The organism is Candidatus Benthicola sp. (genome assembly GCF_058719085.1).
This window is the reverse complement of sequence record NZ_JBZQEK010000097.1, coordinates 1-20,291: the sequence shown is the minus strand read 5'-3', so window position 1 is coordinate 20,291 and position 20,291 is coordinate 1. Positions and strand designations below refer to the sequence as shown.

General features: G+C 67.5%; 14 protein-coding genes. 5 read left to right on the top strand and 9 right to left on the bottom strand.

The annotated features are described in order from the left end of the window. Positions 1-35: 35 nt before the first annotated feature. Entirely contained in the window at positions 36-2,459 is a 2,424-nt protein-coding gene (locus AC36XV_RS07595) for a glycosyltransferase family 117 protein (protein WP_492203077.1), read from the top strand. Between the two features lies 1 nt (position 2,460). Here AC36XV_RS07595 and AC36XV_RS07590 read toward each other — a convergent pair whose 3' ends face one another. Beyond that, on the bottom strand, positions 2,461-3,345 hold the full coding sequence (locus tag AC36XV_RS07590; protein ID WP_492203076.1) for a hypothetical protein: 885 nt from the start codon (positions 3,343-3,345) through the stop codon (positions 2,461-2,463). A gap of 475 nt (positions 3,346-3,820) precedes the next feature. Here AC36XV_RS07590 and AC36XV_RS07585 point away from each other — a divergent pair, with 475 nt between their 5' ends. Beyond that, a complete protein-coding gene (locus AC36XV_RS07585; protein WP_492203075.1) occupies positions 3,821-4,912 on the top strand; it encodes a sensor histidine kinase in 1,092 nt (363 codons plus the stop codon). Between the two features lie 41 nt (positions 4,913-4,953). On the opposite strand, the gene carB is transcribed toward AC36XV_RS07585, so the two are convergent. From carB to AC36XV_RS07545, 8 genes are all read right to left on the bottom strand, one after another. After that, positions 4,954-8,196, bottom strand: a complete 3,243-nt coding sequence (gene carB, locus AC36XV_RS07580) for a carbamoyl-phosphate synthase large subunit (RefSeq protein ID WP_492203074.1) — start codon at positions 8,194-8,196, stop codon at positions 4,954-4,956. A 112-nt stretch (positions 8,197-8,308) separates the two neighbouring features. Then, entirely contained in the window at positions 8,309-9,409 is a 1,101-nt protein-coding gene (locus tag AC36XV_RS07575) for a glycosyltransferase family 4 protein (RefSeq protein WP_492203073.1), read from the bottom strand. 53 nt (positions 9,410-9,462) lie between these two features. Continuing rightward, complete coding sequence (locus AC36XV_RS07570) at positions 9,463-11,160, bottom strand: dipeptidyl-peptidase 3 family protein (protein WP_492203072.1); 1,698 nt, start codon at positions 11,158-11,160, stop codon at positions 9,463-9,465. Between the two features lie 297 nt (positions 11,161-11,457). Further along, a complete protein-coding gene (locus AC36XV_RS07565; protein WP_492203071.1) occupies positions 11,458-12,846 on the bottom strand; it encodes a tryptophanase in 1,389 nt (462 codons plus the stop codon). Positions 12,847-12,850: 4 nt separating this feature from the next. After that, positions 12,851-13,426, bottom strand: a complete 576-nt coding sequence (locus AC36XV_RS07560) for an HDIG domain-containing metalloprotein (RefSeq protein ID WP_492203070.1) — start codon at positions 13,424-13,426, stop codon at positions 12,851-12,853. 31 nt (positions 13,427-13,457) lie between these two features. Continuing rightward, entirely contained in the window at positions 13,458-14,735 is a 1,278-nt protein-coding gene (gene dinB / locus AC36XV_RS07555) for a DNA polymerase IV (RefSeq protein ID WP_492203069.1), read from the bottom strand. A 25-nt stretch (positions 14,736-14,760) separates the two neighbouring features. Further along, positions 14,761-15,561 carry an alpha/beta hydrolase gene (locus tag AC36XV_RS07550; protein WP_492203068.1) on the bottom strand — a complete coding sequence of 267 codons (801 nt, stop codon included), beginning with the start codon at positions 15,559-15,561 and terminating at the stop codon, positions 14,761-14,763. 117 nt (positions 15,562-15,678) lie between these two features. After that, positions 15,679-16,470 carry a glycerophosphodiester phosphodiesterase family protein gene (locus tag AC36XV_RS07545; RefSeq protein ID WP_492203067.1) on the bottom strand — a complete coding sequence of 264 codons (792 nt, stop codon included), beginning with the start codon at positions 16,468-16,470 and terminating at the stop codon, positions 15,679-15,681. Between the two features lie 127 nt (positions 16,471-16,597). Here AC36XV_RS07545 and AC36XV_RS07540 point away from each other — a divergent pair, with 127 nt between their 5' ends. From AC36XV_RS07540 to AC36XV_RS07530, 3 genes are all read left to right on the top strand, one after another. Beyond that, positions 16,598-17,665 (top strand): glycerate kinase family protein, encoded by a 1,068-nt coding sequence (locus AC36XV_RS07540; RefSeq protein WP_492203066.1) that lies wholly within the window; start codon positions 16,598-16,600, stop codon positions 17,663-17,665. Positions 17,666-17,779: 114 nt separating this feature from the next. Further along, on the top strand, positions 17,780-19,084 hold the full coding sequence (locus AC36XV_RS07535) for a glycine--tRNA ligase (RefSeq protein WP_492203091.1): 1,305 nt from the start codon (positions 17,780-17,782) through the stop codon (positions 19,082-19,084). Positions 19,085-19,112: 28 nt separating this feature from the next. After that, positions 19,113-20,291 (top strand): hypothetical protein (locus AC36XV_RS07530; protein ID WP_492203065.1); only part of this gene is annotated, 1,179 nt, incomplete at its 3' end.

Genomic DNA, 20,291 nt, shown 5'->3' with positions numbered 1-20,291 from the left:
CGTCATCCGGACCATACAGGCTACCTGGCAGGCGAATGATAGGCATCGAGCGAGAGAAGGTCGGTCGGCTACCGGTCTGGGCCTGGGCGGTCCTCTCGGGGTTCGGGATCTGGCTCGTATACGTGTTCACGCTCGGACCGTCCACCGCGTTCTGGGACACCTCCGAGTACATCGCGACGGCGCACATCCTCGGCCTGCCCCATCCCCCGGGGAACCCCTTCTTCGTCTTGTTCGGGAAGGTCTGGCTGCTGCTGACCGCGTGGACCGGGCTCGAGGTCGCCGCCCGGATCAACCTGCTCAGTGCCACGGTTTCGGCGGCGGCTGCCGTGTTCTGGTTCCTGGCCGTCATGCGGATCTGGGCACACTTCACCGAGAACCGGGCGATCGCCCTGACGGCGGCCTTCTGCGCCGTCCTGGTGGGCGGCACGGCATACACCGTCTGGGCACAGTCGAACGTCAACGAGAAGGTCTACACCGTCTCGCTCCTGTTCGTGGCTGCGATCTCGTACCTCGCCATGCTGTGGGAGGATCACAGCGACACGTTCCGGGGCGACCGGATCATCGTGTTGATCGCTTTCCTGCTGGGTCTCGGGGCCACCAACCACCAGATGTCCCTGCTGCCGCTGCCCGCCCTCGGCGTCTTCGTGCTGTGGCACAATCACGGGCGCCTGCTGACGTGGAAGTCGGTCGGGATCGTGGCCGGGGGTCTGGTCGCGGGGGTGCTGATCGGCGTGGTGCTCGGAGGCGTCGGATGGCCCTTGCCGAGGGTGTGGTTCTACACGGGGGCGATCGCCCTCATCGCCGTGGTGCTGTCGCCCCGGGTGGCCGTGGCGGGGACCGTGTTTCTTCTGATCGGCTTTTCGGTCCAGCTGCTCTTTGTGCCGATCCGATCGGCGCAGAACCCGATCATCGACGAGGCCGATCCGGAATGCACGGTGCTCGGAGAGGACGGGACCCGGGAAAGCCGAATCCTCGATGCCGTGATCCCGAAGCAGTACGACACCGGCTTCGGCGAGCAGAAGCTGGCCGTGAAGTGCGACCGGCTGGCTGCTTCGATCGCACGGGAGCAGTACCAGAAGCCACCATGGTCGGAAGAACAGTCCCCCCGGCGAGCTCAGTTCGCGATGTTCTGGCAGTACTTCGACTGGCAGTGGGCCCGGACGCTTCCGATCGGCGTACGCGGTCTGGTCACCGTACTGTTCCTGGCTCTCGGGATCGTGGGCCTGGTACGGCACGCGAAGGGCGACCTGGACAGCTTCGTCTACTTCGCGACCTTCCTGCTCACGATCACGGTGCTCCTGATCTTCTACCTGAACTTCCGCTACGGGTACACCACCTATCCCGACATACCGCTCGATCGCCGCGAGGTCCGGGAGCGGGACTACTTCTTCATCTTCAGCTTCAACGTCTGGGGAGTGTACGCGGGGATGGGTCTGGCGACCGTTTGGAAGTGGCTCGGTGACCGCCTGACCACGGAGGGCGACCCGACGCGCGGCTTGAGACGAACGGCCCCACTGCTCTCAGTGGCCTTTCTCCCTCTGATCCTGAACTTCTCGCTCGCAGACCGGAGAGGTGACTACGCGGCCCGGGACTGGGCGTGGAATCTGCTGCAGTCCGTGGAGCCGTACGGGATCGTCTTCACGAACGGGGACAACGATACGTTTCCGCTGTGGTATCTCCAGGAGGTCGAGGGCATTCGACGGGATGTGACGGTGATCGTGCACTCCTATCTCGGCACCAAGTGGTATCCGAAGCAGCTCCGCGAGCTCACCCGGCCCTGTCCCGAGGGAGTGGACCCGCTGGCCACGCCGACCGTCATCGTGTGTCAGCGACCGTTCGAGCCGGAGCAGGCGATCGATCTGTACCGTGACATGGAGGTCGAGCCGCCGACCCGAGCGATTCACTCGCTCACCGACCAGGAGGTGGACGACCTGCCGCTCTATCAGGCCGCCCCGGCCGGAACGGTGGTGCGGTTCACACCGAATATTGACGTGCAGTTCGATCGGGAGACGTTCCTGATGCACCCGGACTTCATGGTCTACTACATCGTCCAGGAGTCTCTCGGTGATCGGCCGATCTACTTCGCGGCCACGGCACCGCCGGTTTACGAGCAGTGGAACCTCGGACCGCACCTGATCCGACAGGGGCTGGCCCACAAGCTGGCCGAGAACATCGAGGAGACGGACAACATCGTTTTGCTCGACCCCCAGTTCATCATCCGGTGGATCGACGTGGCGCGCACGGAATCCCTGCTGTTCGATGTGTTCCGGCTGTCCTACCTGTTCGACTGGGAGATCTGGCCCGAGCCCTCGACCCGCTCGAGCATCCCGGCGCAGTACTACATCGCACACATTGCGCTCGCCGCGGCCCAGGAATACCTGGGCCGGACCGGGGAGGCCGAAGAAACGGCCGTGCGGGGTGAGCGCCTGCTGGAGCTGACGGGCCGACGGATTCCCTGAGTCAGGGGGAAGGTCCCCCCGCCTCGATCAGTCCGGAGATCTGTCGGCCGCGCGCCGACACGGCCACGAACTGCGGCGTGCCCGCCGGCCGGAGCACGAACTGCAGCTCACTCGAGCCGGTGCTGCCCAGGAAGTGCCCGGCGTCCATGTCGAAGCGCACGGACTGGCTGGCGGTTCCGCGAAGCGAGGTGATCGTGCCCCCCGCGCCGCTCGGTTCCGGCGTGGGCTCCCAGGCCGTGTACACCGAGAGCACCGCCACTCGCGCCCTTCCTACCGCGCGGATCTCTTCCAGCCGCACCGTGCGCGTCTGAACGACGTCGTAGTCGACGGCCAGTCCCAGCGCGAGCGCCGGAACCGGAGCCGTTTCGGTCCAGCTGTCTCCCACGCGCACGGGGCCGTCCGGAAGAGGGGGAAGGCCGAGTTGGGAAAACCAGGCCTGTACCTGTTCCAGCAGCACGGGGCCGGCATCGCCGGTCTGACCGGACAGCCGAACGCCCAGGGTACGGGCGGCTCGGCTGGTTCGACGGAAGAACTGGAATCCCTGGAACGCCGACAGGTCCGGGATCTCGGTTGGTGGTGGATAGGCTTCGAGAGTGATGCGGTCGATCGTGGTCCGATAGTCGATGCGCTGATCCGAGACGTCATCGACCCGATCGACCCAGGTGATCGATGTGCGCGTCGTGGCCGGGCCGCCGAGATCGTCCGGGAGATCGATGACGAGATCACTGCGATGGCGGTAGCGGAGCCAGTCTCCCGGCGACGCGGTGAGCGCGAGGCGCACGGGCTGCTGCGCCGGGGAGTCGGCCGCTCCCCATCCGAGCGCCAGGAGGCAGGAAAGCAGGCCCCGAAGGAAGCGATCGTCCACTGAGACGAGGCGGAATCTCATTCCGGGACCGTAATCCGGATCTCGAACCTGGACAAGCGCCGACCGATTTCTCGGCGATTCGTTGTCCATTTTTGGGCCAAAATGACGGCCAGAAGAGGTCGCTCCACGGCCCACCGCGGGGCCATACCTCCCCCGACTCGAACGTTCGGCCTCCCCGTTCCGGAGCCGGACCCGACAGGCCGTAGCCGTGATATGTCGCTTGCTGCAAGCAGGTTAGCGCGACGTCCGCCACCTGCCCGGCCGTCGGGCCGTGCATCGCCGCACCCCCGGTTCTCGGCCCTTCGCCGTGGAAAGGAATTTCGGTTCCAATCTTGCTTCTGAGCTCTGCCGGCAGGTCGTGTCCCGGAGGCTACCCCCGCACCCGGCGAGCGACCGGACGAGGTCTTCGGTCCGGTATCGTGTCATGAAGCAGCCCGCAACAGATAGAGCATTCGCCCCCCGGTCGCTCGTGGATGGCTCCGATCCCGCGGAGGAGATGACGCGCCTCCGTGAGCTGGAGGAACGGTACCGGACCATCGCGGAGGTCGTGGCGGACTGGGCGTATTCGCTGCTCATTTCGACCGAGGGGGATCCGCAGCTCCTGTGGACGAGCATGGATGCATCCCGGGTCGTCGGGTACCGGCCGTCCGAGCTCGACACCCGGGCCGGTTGGCTCGCCCTGGTGCACCCCGATGACCGGATTCGAGTGCGGTCGCACCTGGCGGCGCTGGTCAAGGGCAGGACGGACATCGTCGAGTACCGCATCCTCACCCGTACCGGCGAGATTCGGTGGGTCCGGGACTACGCGCAGCCCCTCGAGTCTCAAAACGGGGCCGTTCGTGCGGTGGGCGGCGTACGCGACATCACGGCCCGCAGGCAGGCGGAACTGGACCGGGCCCGGCTGATCTCGGAACTCGAGGCCACGAACGAAGAGCTGGAGCGAGTGGCCGCATCCGTTTCGCACGAGCTCGAAGGTCCGCTCTCCGCCGTGGATGCCGGACTGCACCGCCTGGGAACCCGGTTCGGGGATACGGACCCCATCCTGAATGCGGATGTCCACCGGGCGCACGAGGCCGTGAGCCGCCTGCGTCACATGCTCGCGAGCCTCGAAGAGCTGGCGCGGATCGGACACCTCCCGGAGACCCTCGAGAGCGTTCAGCTCGGCGAGGTCGTCGAGGCGGCCGTCGACCTGTGCCGGGATCGTGCGCCGGACCGGGAAGTGCGCGTAGAGGTTTCCCACCTTCCAGAGGTGTTCGGCGACCGGATCCGTCTGCTCCAGCTCTTTCGCATCCTGGTGGAGAACGCGTTCTCCTACATGGGAGATCAGCCGCAGCCGCGACTGGATATCTGGGCGGAATCGACCCGTTCCGTTCACCGGGTCTTCGTGCGAGACAACGGGATGGGAATCGATCCGGCCGATCTCGAACGCGTGTTCGACGTCTTCCGCCGTCTCGACCCGCGGGGAGGTGGCACCGGAGTGGGGCTCGCCCTCGCTCGCCGGATCGCGGAGATGCACGGAGGCCGGATCCGGGCCGAATCGGAGGGCGCCCGTACGGGCAGCACGTTCGTTCTGGAGATACCCGCCTGATCGCTTGATGGCCCGGACGCCGGGCCGAGCCGCGGCCAGGGTCAGCTGCGGGCCACGACTCCCAGGCTCCCGGCCCTCTCCTGCAGGCTTCTCACCGACAGCGTACGGCTGCGAAGCGCCATGATGGCGTCCGTGGCGGCGGAAGCGGCGGAGAGCGTCGTCGTGTACGGCACCCCCCGGGTGATCGCGGCTCGACGAATCATGTAGTCGTCCTGCTGTGCGTGCTTGCCGAGCGGCGTGTTCAGGAGGAGCTGCACTTCTCCCGAGAGGAGCAGATCCAGGATGTTGGGGCGTCCCTCGTGCACCTTGAGCACGGACTGGCATGGCACGCCCCGCCCGCGCAGATACCGGGCCGTCCCCTCCGTGGCGACGATCTCGAAGCCCAGCTCGTGAAACCGGCGCACGATCGGGGTCGCGGCCGGTTTGTCCCGGTCGTGGACCGTGACGACGACGGTTCCCTCGAGGGGAAGTGATCCGTCGGCCGAAACCTGGGCCTTCGCGAAGGCGAGGCCGAAGCTGTCGGCCCAGCCCATGACCTCTCCCGTGGACCGCATCTCGGGCCCGAGCTGCGGGTCGGCGTCCGGGATCTTGTTGAAGGGAAATACGGCTTCCTTGACCGCGACGTCCGATACGTTCAGGTCATCCGGGAACCCCATGGAAACCAGGCTCTCACCCGCGAGGACCCGGGCGGCCACCCGGGCCAGCGGGATCCCGGTGGCCTTGCTCACGAAGGGCACGGTGCGGCTGGCGCGCGGGTTCACCTCGAGCACGTAGGTGCGACCCTCGTGCACGGCGTACTGGACGTTGATGAGACCCTCCACCGCGAGCGCCCGGGCGAAGGCCTGGGTGTGTCGCTTCATCTCCTCGATGTCCTGATCGCTCAGCAGGTACGGAGGCAGCACGCACGCCGAGTCTCCCGAATGGATTCCGGCCTCCTCGATGTGCTGCATCACCCCGCCGATGAGGACATCCCTTCCATCGCTCACGGCGTCCACGTCGGCCTCGAACGCGTCCTCGAGAAACCGGTCGAGGAGGACCGGGTGCTCGGGCGCAGCGCGGGCAGCGACGGCGAAGTACTGCCGCAACATGTCCTCGTCGTACACGATCTCCATGCCGCGACCGCCGAGCACGTAGCTCGGTCGCACCAGCACCGGATAGCCGATCCGGCCGGCCACCTCGGCCGCCTCCTCCACGCTCGTCGCCGTGCCCGCCTCCGGGCACGCGATGCCGAGCTCGCGGCACAGCGCCTCGAACCGCTTCCGATCTTCCGCCCGGTCGATCGCATCGACGCTCGTGCCGAGCACGGGCACGCCGAGTTCCTCCAGCCGGCGTGCCAGCCGCAGCGGCGTCTGGCCGCCCATCTGGACGATCACACCCTCGGGCCGCTCGTGCTCCACGATCTCGAGCACGTCCTCGAGGGTGAGCGGCTCGAAGTAGAGCTTGTCCGAGATGTCGAAGTCGGTGGAGACGGTCTCCGGATTGGAGTTGACCATGATCGTCTCGACGCCCACGTCACGCAGGGCGAGGGAGGACGAGACGCAGCAGTAGTCGAACTCGACGCCCTGCCCGATCCGGTTCGGTCCGCTCCCGAGAATCACGACCTTGCGCCGGTCGGTGCGAACCGACTCGTTCTCCTCTTCGTACGTCGAGTACAGGTACGGGGTGGCGGCCGGAAACTCTCCGGCGCAGGTGTCCACGGTCTTGAACACCGGTCGGATCCCGTGCTCGTGCCGGAGGTCGCGGATCGCCGTCTCGTCCGTGCCGCGAAGCAGCGCGAGCTCCGCATCGCCGAAGCCGATCCGCTTGGCGGCCCGCAGCTCGCGTTCTCCGACCTCGGGAAGGGCCCCGAACTGGCGGGCTGCGTCGGTGATCTGAACCAGCTGGTCGAGGAACCACGGATCGATGTGGCTCCGTTCGGCGATTTCCTCGACCGGCATCCCGGCCATCAGCGCCCGGTACAACTGGAAGGGCCGCTCGGGGGTGGGCGTGCGAATCGCAGCCCGAAGCGACTCCAGTTCATCGTCCGGCAGTCGGTCGTCCGCCGGGTCCTCCGAGGCGACCCAACCGGGACGATCGTTCTCCAGCGCTCGGAAGCCCTTGAGCCAGGCCTGGGTGAAGGTGCGGCCGATGGCCATCACCTCGCCGACCGCCTTCATCTGCACGCCGAGGGTCGGGTCGGCCTGCGGGAACTTCTCGAACGCGAACCGCGGAATCTTGACGACCACGTAGTCCAGCACCGGCTCGAAGCACGAGGGCGTCTTCAGGGTGATCGCGTTGTCGATCTCGTCCAGCCGGTAGCCAACTGCGAGCTTCGCCCCGATCCGGGCGATCGGGAAGCCGGTGGCCTTGGACGCGAGAGCCGAGCTGCGCGAGACGCGCGGGTTCATCTCGATCACCAGCATCTCGCCGTCCGCCGGGTTGAGGGCGAACTGGACGTTACAGCCCCCTGCCTCGACGCCGATCTCCCGGATGATGGCGATCGCGGCGTCCCGCATCTCCTGGTATTCCCAGTCCGAGAGCGTCATCGCCGGGGCCACGGTGATCGAGTCGCCGGTATGGACGCCCATCGCGTCGACGTTCTCGATCGAGCACACGATCACGACGTTGTCCGCCCCGTCGCGCATGACCTCGAGCTCGAACTCCTTCCAACCGAGCACGCTCCGGTCGATCAGGACCTCGGTGATCGGAGAGAGGTCCAGCCCGCGCCGGACCTTGGCCTCGAACTCCTCCCGGTTCCATGCGATCCCGCCGCCCGTCCCGCCGAGCGTGAACGAGGGCCGGATGATGGCCGGGAATCCGGTGTCCTCGACGATCGTCAGCGCTTCGTCCACCGAGTGGGCGAAGCCGCCGTGCGGGACGGCGAGGCCGATGCGCTTCATGGCCTTGGCGAACTCTTCGCGGTCTTCCGCCATCCGGATGGCCCGCGTGTCGGCCCCGATCAGCTCCACCCCGTGCTTCTCCAGCACGCCGGTTTCGTGCAGCTCCAGGGCCACGTTGAGCGCGGTCTGGCCGCCCATGGTGGGGAGAATCGCGTCGGGCTTCTCCTTCTCGATCACCCGCTCCACCCACTCGGCCGTGATCGGCTCGATGTAGGTGGCGTCCGCCACGTCGGGGTCGGTCATGATGGTGGCGGGATTGGAGTTCACCAGGATGACCCGGTAGCCCTCCTCACGCAGCGCGCGACAGGCCTGCGTGCCCGAATAGTCGAACTCGCAGGCCTGGCCGATGATGATCGGGCCGGAGCCGATCAGCAGGATCGAATGGATGTCGTCGCGTCTTGGCATCGGGGCGGGAAGCTAATGCGGGCGTCGAGCCGGCGCACGCCCCGCGTGTACCGTGGTGCGCGGTCATCGCGAGAACTCGCCGACCAGGGCCCCGGGAGCTGGCCCTTCCGCTTCAGCTGCCTGCCACCGACTCGTACAGGGCGAGCGTTTCTTCTACCAGCCGGTCGAAGGTGAAGTGCTTTTCGTAGTGGGAGCGCGCCGCCTCGCCCATGGAAACGCGAAGCGATGGATTCGTGATCAACGCCTCGAGTTTCGCGGACAGGGACGCAGCGTCGCTCTCGGGCACGAGGAAGCCCGTCACGTCGTCGATGACCGCCTCCCGAACCCCCCCGACGTTCGTGGCGATGACGGGCAGCCCGGCGCGCAGAGCTTCGAGGATGCTCCGTGGAAAGCCCTCCCAGTGACTGATCAGGAGGTAGGCCTGGCAGGCTGCCATCCGCTCCGGCACGTCCTCGCGCATTCCCAGGAATCGCACCCGGTCCCCGAGCCCGAGTGTCCCGGCCAACTCCCGGCAGGCCTCCTCGCCCGGACCGGTGCCGACGAGGTCGAGGGACCATTCGAGGTCGAGCAGGGTCGAGAGGCTGCGGAACAGGGTCTCGTGGTCCTTCTGTGCTGCGAACCGGGCGACCATCAGCAGGTGAGGGGGCTCGGAGCCCGGATCGGCGCGCAAACGGGCGTCCACGTCGGGCATCGCGTTGTGGATGGTGACGAAACGGTCGGGTCCCGAGACCCCTGCCGCGATCGCCAGGTCCCGATCGGACTCGCACACCGTCACGATCCGGTCGGAAAACGGTGCGATGCTCTTCTCGATGCTCCAGACCACCCAGTCCCGGCCCCGCCGTTTCGGGAGGTCGAACAACCAGCCATGCGCGGTCGTGATGGTCGGGATTCCCAGCCTGTGCCCTGCGATCCGCCCGAGAACGCCCGCCTTGCTGGAGTGGGTCGAGAGGATGTCGGGCTGAATCCTCCCCAGGTGTTCGGTCAGCTCCTTGAGGGCCTGGACGTCGTGGTGGGGACGGATCGGACGGGCCATGTGTCGAAGGCGGACGACCGGCACGCCGCGCTCCTCCAGCTGGCGGGCGACCACGCCACCGCCGCCGGCCAGCACGATCGTGTCGTGACCCTGCTCTCTGAGGGCCGTGGCGAGGTCTCGCACGTGAATCTGCGCCCCGCCCAGGTCATCCGACCGGGTGATCGTGTATGCGATGCGCACCGGAGCCTCCGTGCTCGGTGCCGGCCGCCCCGGCGGGGCGCCCGGCGTCCGTCCTACCAGTCCGTCATCATCTGTTCGACTGCGTAGGCGGGGCGAATGTCCACCGGAACGTCGCCCGCCAGCCGGTCGAGGGCCCCCTGCATCTCCGGCGAGACGACGCCGAAGGTGTCGATGAACCGGCCTGCTCCCTCGTAATCGGCCGTGGCCTGCATCATCAGGTAGATGTGCGCCATCTCGGCGATCGCGACGGGAAACACCTCCAGATCCGCAGCAAAGAGGCCGGTAGCCTCATCGTAGGTGATCGCCCCGCGATCCCGGAGGAAGTTGAACTGCGTGAGGCAGCCGAGTCCGTGCGCCTCCGTCACCCCGAACCGCACGCAGCGGAACATGTCGGCCACGTGATCGATGTACACTTCGTCGAGGAACGCTTCGTCGTACACGCCTTCCCTGGTGAGGACGCGCAGGCTGTTCGTGCCCACCGCGTCGGCCTTCGCCTCCTCCATCGCCGCGTAGCGGTCCTTGAGTCCCTGCCGGGCGGTCAGGTTCGGCTGTCCGGTCACGTAGTCCGGGCCGAGACCGTGGGCGAGCTCGTGCATCAGCACGCGCGTGAAGTAGGGGTCCACGGAGATTTTCGAGGCCTGTTCGGGCACGAGGACCCGCTCCGCGATCGGCTTGAGGATCGTCTCGAACTTGGCGTCGATCACGTTCCTCAACATCACCTTCTTGGATCCCTCTCCCTCGCGGACCCGCGGATCGTTCGGGAGGTTGAAGGCGATCGTCTGGATCCCGGCATTCGCCTCTCCCGAGGCATACACCAGGGTGACGACGGAGATGGGGGACTCGAAGCTGCGGTCGAGGTACTTGTGCTGATCCGGGATCGGAAGCGAGGCCTCCAGGTCCGGCAGGTGAGACACCAGGAAGGCCAGGCGCTCGCTCTCGGCCGGGTCCTTGAGCCCGATGAAGGACTCGTAGGACACCTTGTAGCCGAACAGCCCATCCTCGTAGTTCTCGTACGGTCCCAGCGTCGGCTCGATCAGGTTGCCGGCGAGCCGCACCCAGGCCACCTCGCTGTCGTAGTAGTCGTCCGACAACAAAGCGCCGGCCCGGAGCTCGAGGAAGCGCTTGAGCGAGGGATTGTTCGCCCTCTCGGCGGCGGCCAGCAGGTTCTCGGAGGCCGCCTCGACCTGCTCCGCGTACGCCTCGTGGTAGGGCACGGCCTCGAGGCCGCCGTCCGGCGCCCGCTCGATCCGGGTGTACTCGGACTTGAAGGCCGCTTCGTCCTCCGGATGCTCCGTGAGCCAGGCCTCGAACTGCTCACGCGTCATGTCCGCGGGATAGAAGCCGGCGCCCTCGGGCTTCTCGCCCGCGCCGGAAAGGAATGGCTCGTTGGCCTGAAGGCGGTCCCACGGTCCGTACATGATCTCGTAGTATTCGCGCGTCGCCCTGGCCTCGGGGTCATCTCCCTCGGGGAGCAGCGCCTCCCGGTTCGCATTCCCGCGCCACGCCTGGACCCAGAAGATGTCGTCGAGGTGCCGGGAGGCCTCCACCAGCTCCCGCACGACGCGCCGCTGGTCGGCATCGAGCAGCGAGGCGTCGAATCCCAGCGTCACCGGGGCGAACTGTTCCACCCGAGCCTGCATGTCCCCGCCTCCCGCCTCTTCCGTCCCGGCGCCCGGCTCTCCGCCGCACGCCAGGGGTGCGAGCGTGGCCAGCCCGATGAACAGGGCCGTACCTCTGCCGATCCTGCGCATGGTCAATCCCTCCAGTTGCCTGCGGCCGGATCGCGCTCCGCGGCTTTCCGTCGTTCCCGACGAACCGCCGTCGTCACGAAGAGGGCGAACCCTCCCCACACGAACAGCAGCACGGCGACCATCGTGATGATTCCCTGGGTTGTCAGCTCAGTTTCTCCGGATCAGGGGTCGTGAAGACGGCAAACGAGTCCGTCCGGCCGGGTCCATCATATCCCGCACGTCGCCCGCTTGCGAGCGCCACCTGTGCACTCCGGTGGATGCGTGTCACCCGCACCGGAGCTTCGGAGGCGTTCGGATTCAGAGCGGCTCGAATCGCGCCGTGAAGTGCCGGAGGAACGGCGGTTCGTGCGTGATCCGGTACCCGCTCATGGCGCGTCGCCGGTCGTACACGTTGAGGATCGCCTCCACCACGTAGTCGATGTGGCTCTGCGTGTACACACGGCGCGGAATGGCGAGCCGCACGAGCTCGTTGCGGGCGGCCACCGGCTCGCCCGTATCCGGATCCCGGTGACCGAACATCACGCTCCCGATCTCTACGGCCCGGATCCCGGCCTCGAGGTAGAGCTCGACCGTGAGGGCGATACCGGGAAACTCGAGTGGATCGATCTGCGGACACAGGGCCGCGGCGTCGATGTACACGGCGTGGCCGCCCGGCGGCTGAACGATCGGGACGCCCGCGGCGCTGATGTGGTTGCCGAGGTATGCGGTGGAGGCGATCCGGTACTTCTGATAGTCGGGCTCCAGCGCTTCGTACAGCCCCACGGCGACCGCGTCGAGGTCACGTCCCGCGAGTCCGCCATACGTCGGGAAGCCTTCCGTGAGGATCAGGAGATCTCTCTCCTGGGCGGCGAGCTGGTCGTCATTGGTGGCCAGGAACCCGCCGATGTTGGCCATGCCGTCCTTCTTGGCGGACATCGTCGCGCCGTCCGCGAGGGAGAACATCTCCCGGGCAATCTCGATGAGAGGCGTGTCCCGGTATCCGTCCTCGCGCTGCTGGATGAAGTACGCGTTCTCGGCGAACCGACAGGCGTCGAGATAGAACGGCACCCCGTGGCTGCGGCACAGCTTCGACGCGGCCCGGATGTTCGCCAGAGAGACCGGTTGTCCGCCTCCCGAGTTGTTGGTCACGGTGATCATGGCCAGCGGGACGCGGCCGGGCGGGTCCGAGAGCAGGGCCTCGAGCGCCTCGAGGTCGATGTTGCCCTTGAACGGACCCGGTGTTGCGAGGTCCGCCGCCTCGGCGCAGGGCAGGTCCCGGGCTTCGGCGCCCGTGAACTCGATGTTGGCGCGCGTGGTGTCGAAGTGCGTGTTGTTGGGTACCACGTCGCCCGGCCGGCACACGGTGCTGAACAGGATGCGTTCCGCGGCACGCCCCTGGTGGGTCGGGATCACGTTCCGAAACCCCGTGATGTCCTGCACCGCCGCCCGGAAGCGCAGGTAGCTGTCGCTGCCGGCGTAGGACTCATCCCCGCGCATCACGCCCGCCCACTGCTCCGCGCTCATCGCACCGGTCCCGCTGTCGGTCAGCAGGTCGATGAGGACGTCGCGGGCGTCCAGGAGAAACACGTTGTACCCCGCGGCGCGAATGAACGCCTCCCGTTGATCACGGGTCGTCATCCGGATGGGCTCGACGCTCTTGATTCGGAACGGCTCGATGACGGTATGGATCGGCCTCGGATTGCGCATGACCTCAGAGCTCCAGCGTGTCGGAGATGCCTCTCATCGCCTCGATGACGAAGTCGATGTGCTCCGTCAGATCCTCGCCGATGATCTCGGTGTATTCGCGGATTTCGTCCCGGTTGACGGCGGCGGCGAACGAGCGGTCTTTCATCTTCTTCTTCACCGATTTCGACTTCAAATCCGAGATCCCCGTTGGCCGAACGAGCGCGCAGGCGGTCACGAATCCCGTCAGCTCGTCCACGGCCCGCAGGGTCCTGGCCATTCGGGTCTCGGGTTCGACGCCCGTGTGCTCCGCGTGGGCCATAACGGCGTGAAGAATCTCGTCCGGCCACCCACGTTCACGGAGGATCGCCACGCCGGTCGAAGGATGCTCCTCGACCGGGCTCAGTGCCTCGTTCGGGTAACGCTCGTAGTCGAAGTCATGGATCAGCCCGGTCACGCCCCACAATTCCTCGTCCTCGCCGTATTTTCGGGCGTAGGCGCGCATGGCGGCTTCGACGGCGTACATGTGTTTCCGCAGGTTCCCGCTCTCCGTGTATTCCTGCATCAACGCGAGGGCTTCCTCGCGACTCGGCTCCGCACCCATCTCCTCCTCCTGTCGAATCTGTCGAGTTCCGCTATCCCGATCCCCCGTTCCGGTCCGCCGGGGTGCCGGTGCCGTCCGGCAAGGACCGGGAGACCCGTACGGCCGCCCGGCCTTCCCACGAACTCCCGTCTCCTGCGTCCTCCAGCAGCGCAGCCCGCGTGACCGTCCCGGACCCGAATCTCTCCGACAGGGCGTCCACCGCCTCGGCCACCCGGTCGTCCAATCCGGCCCTGGCTTCGAACAGGTCGACCTGGCGGCTCGCGGTCCGGTCCAGGGCGGAAAGGGTGACCCCGACCAGGCGTACGCGCTTCTCCGGACGGTCCGCCGCACGAAACAGATCGCGGGCGACAGGCCAGATGCCTTCCAGGGTGTTGACGGGCTCTTCGAGCGTTCGCTGGCGGGTGACCGTCTCGAAACCCTCCCACCGGAGCTTCACGGTGACCGTGGCTCCGGCGAGATCCTTGCGCCGAAGGGCGGCGGCCACCTGTTCGGTCAGGTCGAGGAGGGTGCGCTCCACGGTGTGCCGGTCCGCGATGTCCGTTCCGAACGTCGTTTCCTTGCCCAGCGACTTCCGGACGTGCTGCGGCACGACCGGGCGCTCGTCGAGCCCGCGGCTGAGACGATGGAATCGATCGCCGGAGGCCTCCCCGAAGGTACGCACGAGCACTTCACGGTCGAGGGCCGCCGCATCGCCGATCGTGGCGCAGCCGAGCCTGCGAAATCGCTCCAGGGCGCGGGGCCCGGCGCCCCACAGGCGAGCGATGGGCAACGGGGCCAGGAACTCCGCTTCCGCGCCTTCCTCCACGACCACCAGGCCATCCGGCTTGTCGAGATCGCTCGCGATCTTGGCGATGAACTTGGAAGGCGCGCAGCCGATCGATGCGGTCAGGCGCTCCTCGCTTCGCACCGCTTCCTTGATGCGAGCGGCGATCGCCGGTCCTTCACCGTACAGGCGACGGCTCGCCGTCACGTCGAGAAACGCCTCATCGATGCTGATCGGCTCGACGAGGTCCGTGAAGCGATCGAAGATTCCGCGGATTCGCTTCGAAACCTCCGCGTACAGGCGCATGCGCGGACGAAGGTACACCGCCGTCGGACAGCGCTTCCATGCCTCGGAGATCGGCATGGCCGACCGGATTCCGTATCGACGGGCCGCGTAGTTGGCGGTGGCCACCACGCCCCGCCCGCGGCCCTCCTTCGGGTCCGATCCCACGACCACGGGGACACCTTTCAGGGTCGGGTTCTCACGCTCCTCCACGGCCGCGTAGAACGCGTCCATGTCCACGTGGAGGATATTCCGGCTGCTCATACGAACTCCGGCAGGCAATGGCGTGTCAGCTCACGGCGAGAAACCAGTCCAGCGAGCTCTGCGAGATGTTATACGGAATGATGTGCCCTCCGTCGAACGGTTCGAACGTCAGGTCGTATCCCTGATCGCGAAGTCGCCCGGCAATGTCGAGCCCCAGCGAAACCGGGAGTACGGTGTCGTTCGTTCCGTGCGACTGATACACCCGCGGCTGGCCCACGATCGGGGAAGTCCGGGCGTAGAAGCCTGCCGAGTACGCGATGAGGTGCGTGAAGAGGTCTCCGTTCGAGACTCCGAGCGAGAGGGCGTACGATGCACCGTCCGAGAATCCCGCGAGAGCGATGCGCGATGGATCGATTCGGCACCGTTCGAACGCGAAGGCAAGCGCGTCGTCGATGAAACCCACATCGGGACCGAAATAGCCGACATCTGCCACGTCCCAGGTCCAGGAGCGAGAGTCGGGCGCCAGGAACACGAACCCCCTCTCTTCGGCGAAGTCGTCGTAACCCGACCAGTCGTCCGACGAGCCTCCCGAACCGTGCAGGCCGACGACGAGCGGCGCCGGGCTGACCGGGGAGTAGCCGGAGGGAACGTACAGGAATCCATCGCGCGGGCTTCCGAGGCCGAGGCCGCTGCGACCGGACGGGGGGTCGAAGATCGGGCTTCCGGGTCGGGCCGTAAGCCGCGGGTCCGAAGTCGGTTCCGGGCCCGAGGTGTCTCCTCCGCAGGCCGCGACGCCCGTGGCGGCCATCGCGCCGAGTCCCGCCCGGACGAACGCCCGCCGAGTCCACGCCGCTGACGGCAAGCTCGATCCGGGCTCGCTCATCATCCACCTCCTCCCGCATCCTCTACTTCGGAGTGCTCTGCGTCCCTTCTGACAACGTGCCTGCGTCCGGTCGGTTGACGCGAAGAGAAGGGGGACGGGACCGGGGTGCCTTCCGGTGCCTCACTCCATGCCCGCGGCGTGTCGCTCTTCGACCACGCGCCGGAGGACGGCCGGATAGTCGCTGATCAGTCCGTCCACCCCGAGATCGAGGAGGCTTCGCATCTCCTCCGGCCGGTTCACGGTCCACACGAACACCCCCTTGCCCTGCTCATGCATGCGGCGCACGAAGCTCCGGGTGACAATGCGGATCAGACCCTTTCGGACCGGAACCATGGCCGCCGTGAGGTCGGCCGGAAGCGGCCGGCGGATGCCCAGCTTTCCCCAGAACACGAACCCCTGCAAGTCGGTCTGATAGGCGCAGCGCCAGCGCGCCGCATCGCCCGCCGGTCGGACCGCATCGGCATCGAAGCCGCCCACGATCACCCGGTCCCGTTCCGGGCGGTCGGGCAGCCACCCGGCGAGACGTCGACCCGCCGCGGCGCTCTTCACCTCGAGGATGGCGGGCAGGTCACCGATCGCGGCCATCGCCTCGTCCAGCGTCGGGATCCGGATCCCCTGGCCCCGATAGGGAAAGGTATCGCCGCCATCCGGGGTGAAACCGTAGCCGGCGTCGAGGCGGCGCAGTTCGTCCAGGGCGCGCTCCTCGACCGGTCCGGAGCCATCCGTGGTACGGTCCAGGGTAGGGTCGTGGATGACCACGAGCTCCCCATCGCGTGAGGCGTGCAGGTCGATCTCGATTGCCTGAGCGCCGACCTCCACGCCGTGCCGGATGGCCGGCAGCGTGTTCTCCGGGGCCACTCCGCGAGCCCCGCGATGACCGATGATCCGCACGTCTCCGCCAGGTCCGAACATGGGTGAACAGTAGCGCTCCGGCTGCGCCGGTGTCCACCGCCCCGTTAGCTTTCCCGACGGGTGGGGCGCGGCCTGGACGGGAGGTTCGATCCCGCGGTCCGGCGCCCCGCGAACCGGGGGTAGGATCTTGCAGATTCTCGTCTGTCCGACGGCGTTCAAGGAGAGCCTGAGCGCCGGTCAAGTAGCGCAAGCCATCCTCGACGGCGCACGGGCCACGAGGCCGGACGCGGACACGATTCGTCTGCCGGTGTCGGACGGGGGGCCGGGGCTGCTCGAGGCGATGCTCGATGTGGAGGGCGGCGAGGTCCGGGTACACGACGTTCACGGACCGATGGGCGAACCCGCTCGAGCAAGGTCGCTGTGGCTCTCGCCCGCCGAGGCGGTGATCGAGACGGCGGACGCGTGCGGTCTGCACCTCGTCCCGACGGACCGCCGCGATCCACTGAGGGCCGACACGACCGGCGTCGGCGAACTCGTGCGCGCGTGCATCGAACAGGGCGCGACGCGTCTTCACATGGGGCTCGGCGGCTCGGCGACCGTGGATGGGGGCGCGGGTCTCGCCCGGATATTCGGCTACCGGTTTCGCGGGCCGGAGGGGGGCAATCTCCCGCCTGGGGGCGGATCGCTATCGGACCTGGTTCGCATCGAGCCACCCGATTCGACGCCGACCGGAACACAGATGACGGCCATCGCGGATGTGCGCGCTCCCCTCTGCGGTCCGGACGGAGCGGCCCACCGTTTCGGACCCCAGAAAGGAGCCGGTCCCGAGTCCGTGGAACGGCTGGAGCGCGGGCTGGCGAACCTGTCCGAGCGCCTCCGGGAAGATCTCGGGTGCGACGTGGCGGATCTCCCCGGAGCCGGGGCGTCCGGGGGGCTGGGAGCCGGGTGTGCCGCCTTCCTCGGCGCGAGACTGGTGCCGGGGAGCCACTGGGTGCTCGACAGGCTGCGCTTCGACGACGCCCTGGAGCGCGCCGACCTGGTGATCACGGGCGAAGGTGCCTGGGATGCGACGAGCGCCCTCGGCAAGATCACCTGGGAGATCGCGCGAAGGGCCCGGGCCTCGCAAGTGCCGGTCGCACTGGTGTGCGGACGGCTGGCGGGCCCCGTCCCGCCCGGAGTCGAGGTGATCGGCGGAGAGGGTGCCTGGCTCGGCGCCGATGACATCGCGCGGCTGGTCGCGGAGGCCCTCGGCTGACGCTATCCTACCGGCTCCCCGCCGGAACGGTGGCGGGCACCATGCAGCGGTGCGGACAGAGTTCGAATCACGGAGGCACAGGTGAGCACCGAGACGGGCCACCCCGACAACCTGATGGAAAAGCTGGTGTCCCTCGCCAAGCGGCGGGGATTCATCTTTCAGTCCTCGGAGATCTACGGAGGCGTCGGGGCCGTGTACGACTACGGCCCGCTCGGCGTGGAGCTCAAGAAGAACGTCCGGGAGGCCTGGTGGGCCGAGATGGTTCATCGCCGCGAGGACGTGGAAGGGGTCGACGCCGGCATCCTGATGCACCCGGAGGTATGGGTGGCGAGCGGCCACGTGGAAGGCTTCACCGATCCGCTGATCGAGTGCCGGAATTGCCACCGCCGTTTTCGGGCCGACCACGTCGAGGGCGACCAGTGTCCCACGTGCGGGGTGACCGGCGAGTTCACGGAGCCCCGGAACTTCAATTTGATGTTCAAGACCTTCATGGGACCGGTCGAGGACTCGACGTCCGTCGTCTACCTGCGCCCCGAGACCGCGCAGGGGATCTTCGTGAACTTCCGGAACGTCCTCGACAGCTCCCGCCAGAAGGTCCCGTTCGGGATCGCCCAGGTCGGAAAGGCGTTCCGCAACGAGATCACGCCGGGGAACTTCACGTTTCGCACGCGTGAGTTCGAGCAGATGGAGATGCAGTTCTTCGTGGAGCCGGGGACGGACGAAGAGTGGTTCCACGTGTGGAAGGAGCGACGGCTGGAGTGGGTCCGGTCGCTCGGGATCCGCCAGGAGCGCCTCCGCCTCGAGCCGCACGGTCCGGACGAGCTGGCCCACTACGCCAAGGAAGCGGTGGACATCGAATACCTGTTTCCCATGGGTTGGCGGGAGTTCGAGGGAATACACAACCGGACCGACTTCGATCTCGCACGGCACCAGGAGCACTCGGGCAAGAAGCTCGAGTACATCGAATCGCATACCGGAAAGCGTTTCGTTCCTTACGTGATCGAGACGTCGGCGGGCCTCGACCGCACGGTGCTGGTCGTCCTCGCCGATGCGTATCAAGAGGAGGAGGTGGAGGGAGAGGAAAGGGTGGTGCTGAAGCTCCATCCGCGCCTCGCGCCGACCAAGGTCGCCGTATTCCCGCTGGTCAAGAAGGAGGGGATGCCGGAGATGGCCGAACGGATCGCCGCCGATCTGCGGGGCCGGTACACGACCTTCCACGACACCAGCGGCTCCATCGGTCGTCGGTACCGTCGCCAGGATGAGGCGGGCACTCCCTTCTGCGTCACGGTGGACGGCCAGAGCGTGGAAGACGGTACCGTGACCGTGCGGGATCGCGACACCCTGGAGCAGGTACGCGTGCCCGCGGACGGCCTGCGAGCCTATCTGGACGAACGACTCGGCAGAGGGACGGAAAGCTGAAGCCGATCGGGCGCAGGTCGGGTCGCTCGTGGGTCTGACGACCACCGAGATCCGGGAACGGGCCGAGCGGTTCCGCGCCGCGGTGCTCGAGGAAGTGCACGATGCGAGGTCGGGTCGCAAGGCGTGGCCCGAGCTGGCCCCCCTGTTCGAGTCGCAGAACGTCCTCCAGGCTTCGCGCACCCTCCCGGTGATCGAGAGGGCGATCGCGGCGGCCGATCACGACGGGGAGCGCCAGCTCCGCAAGCTGCTCCGCTGGGCGGCGCGTCACCACCTCGAGTCGACCAACGCGCGGCTCGACGATGAGTTCGAGTACTGGCGTGCGACGGCGAAGGTCGAGGTGGGGGACATCGCGGTGCCCGTGAGCCAGGCGAAGAGCCTGATCCACGCCACCGACTCGCGGGAAGGGCGGCGGCTTCTGGAGGAGGAGCGTCTGCTCGTCCTCGAGGAGGCGATTCCCCTCCAGCTCGACCGACTGAGCCGCTGGCGCGAGGCCGCCGCCGAGCTCGGCTACGGAGGGTATCGGGAGGCCGTCGAGCGTCTGGCGGGCGTCGACCTGCTCGGAGTCCGTCGAGAGGCCCGACGACTGCTCGAGGCCACCGACGAACTGTACCGCGAGGTGATGGACCGGGAGCTTCGCAGGCGCCTCGGGATCGGACTGGACGCTGCGGAGAGCCACGATGCCGGGTGGCTGAAACGGATGCCCTGGCTGGACGGTTCGTGCCAGGAAGGCGACGTCCTGGGAAGCCTTCGCAAGGATCTTCGCGACATCGGCCTTCCACTCGAGCACGGTGGTCACGTGTCGATCGAGGAGGAACCCTTTCCGGGGCCGGGCATGATGGCCTGCTGCACCCCGGTTCGGGTCCCCGACCGGATCCGGCTCCTCGTCGTTCCCACGATCACGCAGCCGGGTTGCATCGCCCTGCTCATCGCCGTGGGTCGCGCCCTGCATTTCGCGTACACGGATGCCCGGTTGTCCTTCGAGGACCGTGCCCTTGGCGACCTGGCCGTGGTGAAAGCGCACGGACTCCTGTTCGCCGGGCTGAGCCGGGAGGCGTCCTGGGTGCGGCGCGCCCGCGGTCTCGGAGGCGAAGCGCTGGAGGACTACCTGCACGTCGCTGCCGTGGCCGACCTGTTCGCGGTCCGTGAGGCGGCGGCGCGCCTCGAGTTCGAGATCGCCCTGTCTGCCAGCGAGGACCCCCGGGCGATG

Excerpts from the sequence above, each read along its gene's own strand:
- AC36XV_RS07550 (WP_492203068.1), bottom strand. The coding sequence starts at position 15,561 with ATGATGAGCGAGCCCGGATCGAGCTTGCCGTCAGCGGCGTGGACTCGG.
- AC36XV_RS07565 (WP_492203071.1), bottom strand. The coding sequence starts at position 12,846 with ATGCGCAATCCGAGGCCGATCCATACCGTCATCGAGCCGTTCCGAATC.
- AC36XV_RS07560 (WP_492203070.1), bottom strand. The coding sequence starts at position 13,426 with ATGGGTGCGGAGCCGAGTCGCGAGGAAGCCCTCGCGTTGATGCAGGAA.
- dinB (WP_492203069.1), bottom strand. The coding sequence starts at position 14,735 with ATGAGCAGCCGGAATATCCTCCACGTGGACATGGACGCGTTCTACGCG.
- AC36XV_RS07545 (WP_492203067.1), bottom strand. The coding sequence starts at position 16,470 with ATGTTCGGACCTGGCGGAGACGTGCGGATCATCGGTCATCGCGGGGCT.
- AC36XV_RS07535 (WP_492203091.1), top strand. The coding sequence starts at position 17,780 with ATGGAAAAGCTGGTGTCCCTCGCCAAGCGGCGGGGATTCATCTTTCAG.
- AC36XV_RS07595 (WP_492203077.1), top strand. The coding sequence starts at position 36 with ATGATAGGCATCGAGCGAGAGAAGGTCGGTCGGCTACCGGTCTGGGCC.
- AC36XV_RS07570 (WP_492203072.1), bottom strand. The coding sequence starts at position 11,160 with ATGCGCAGGATCGGCAGAGGTACGGCCCTGTTCATCGGGCTGGCCACG.
- AC36XV_RS07585 (WP_492203075.1), top strand. The coding sequence starts at position 3,821 with ATGACGCGCCTCCGTGAGCTGGAGGAACGGTACCGGACCATCGCGGAG.
- carB (WP_492203074.1), bottom strand. The coding sequence starts at position 8,196 with ATGCCAAGACGCGACGACATCCATTCGATCCTGCTGATCGGCTCCGGC.
- AC36XV_RS07590 (WP_492203076.1), bottom strand. The coding sequence starts at position 3,345 with ATGAGATTCCGCCTCGTCTCAGTGGACGATCGCTTCCTTCGGGGCCTG.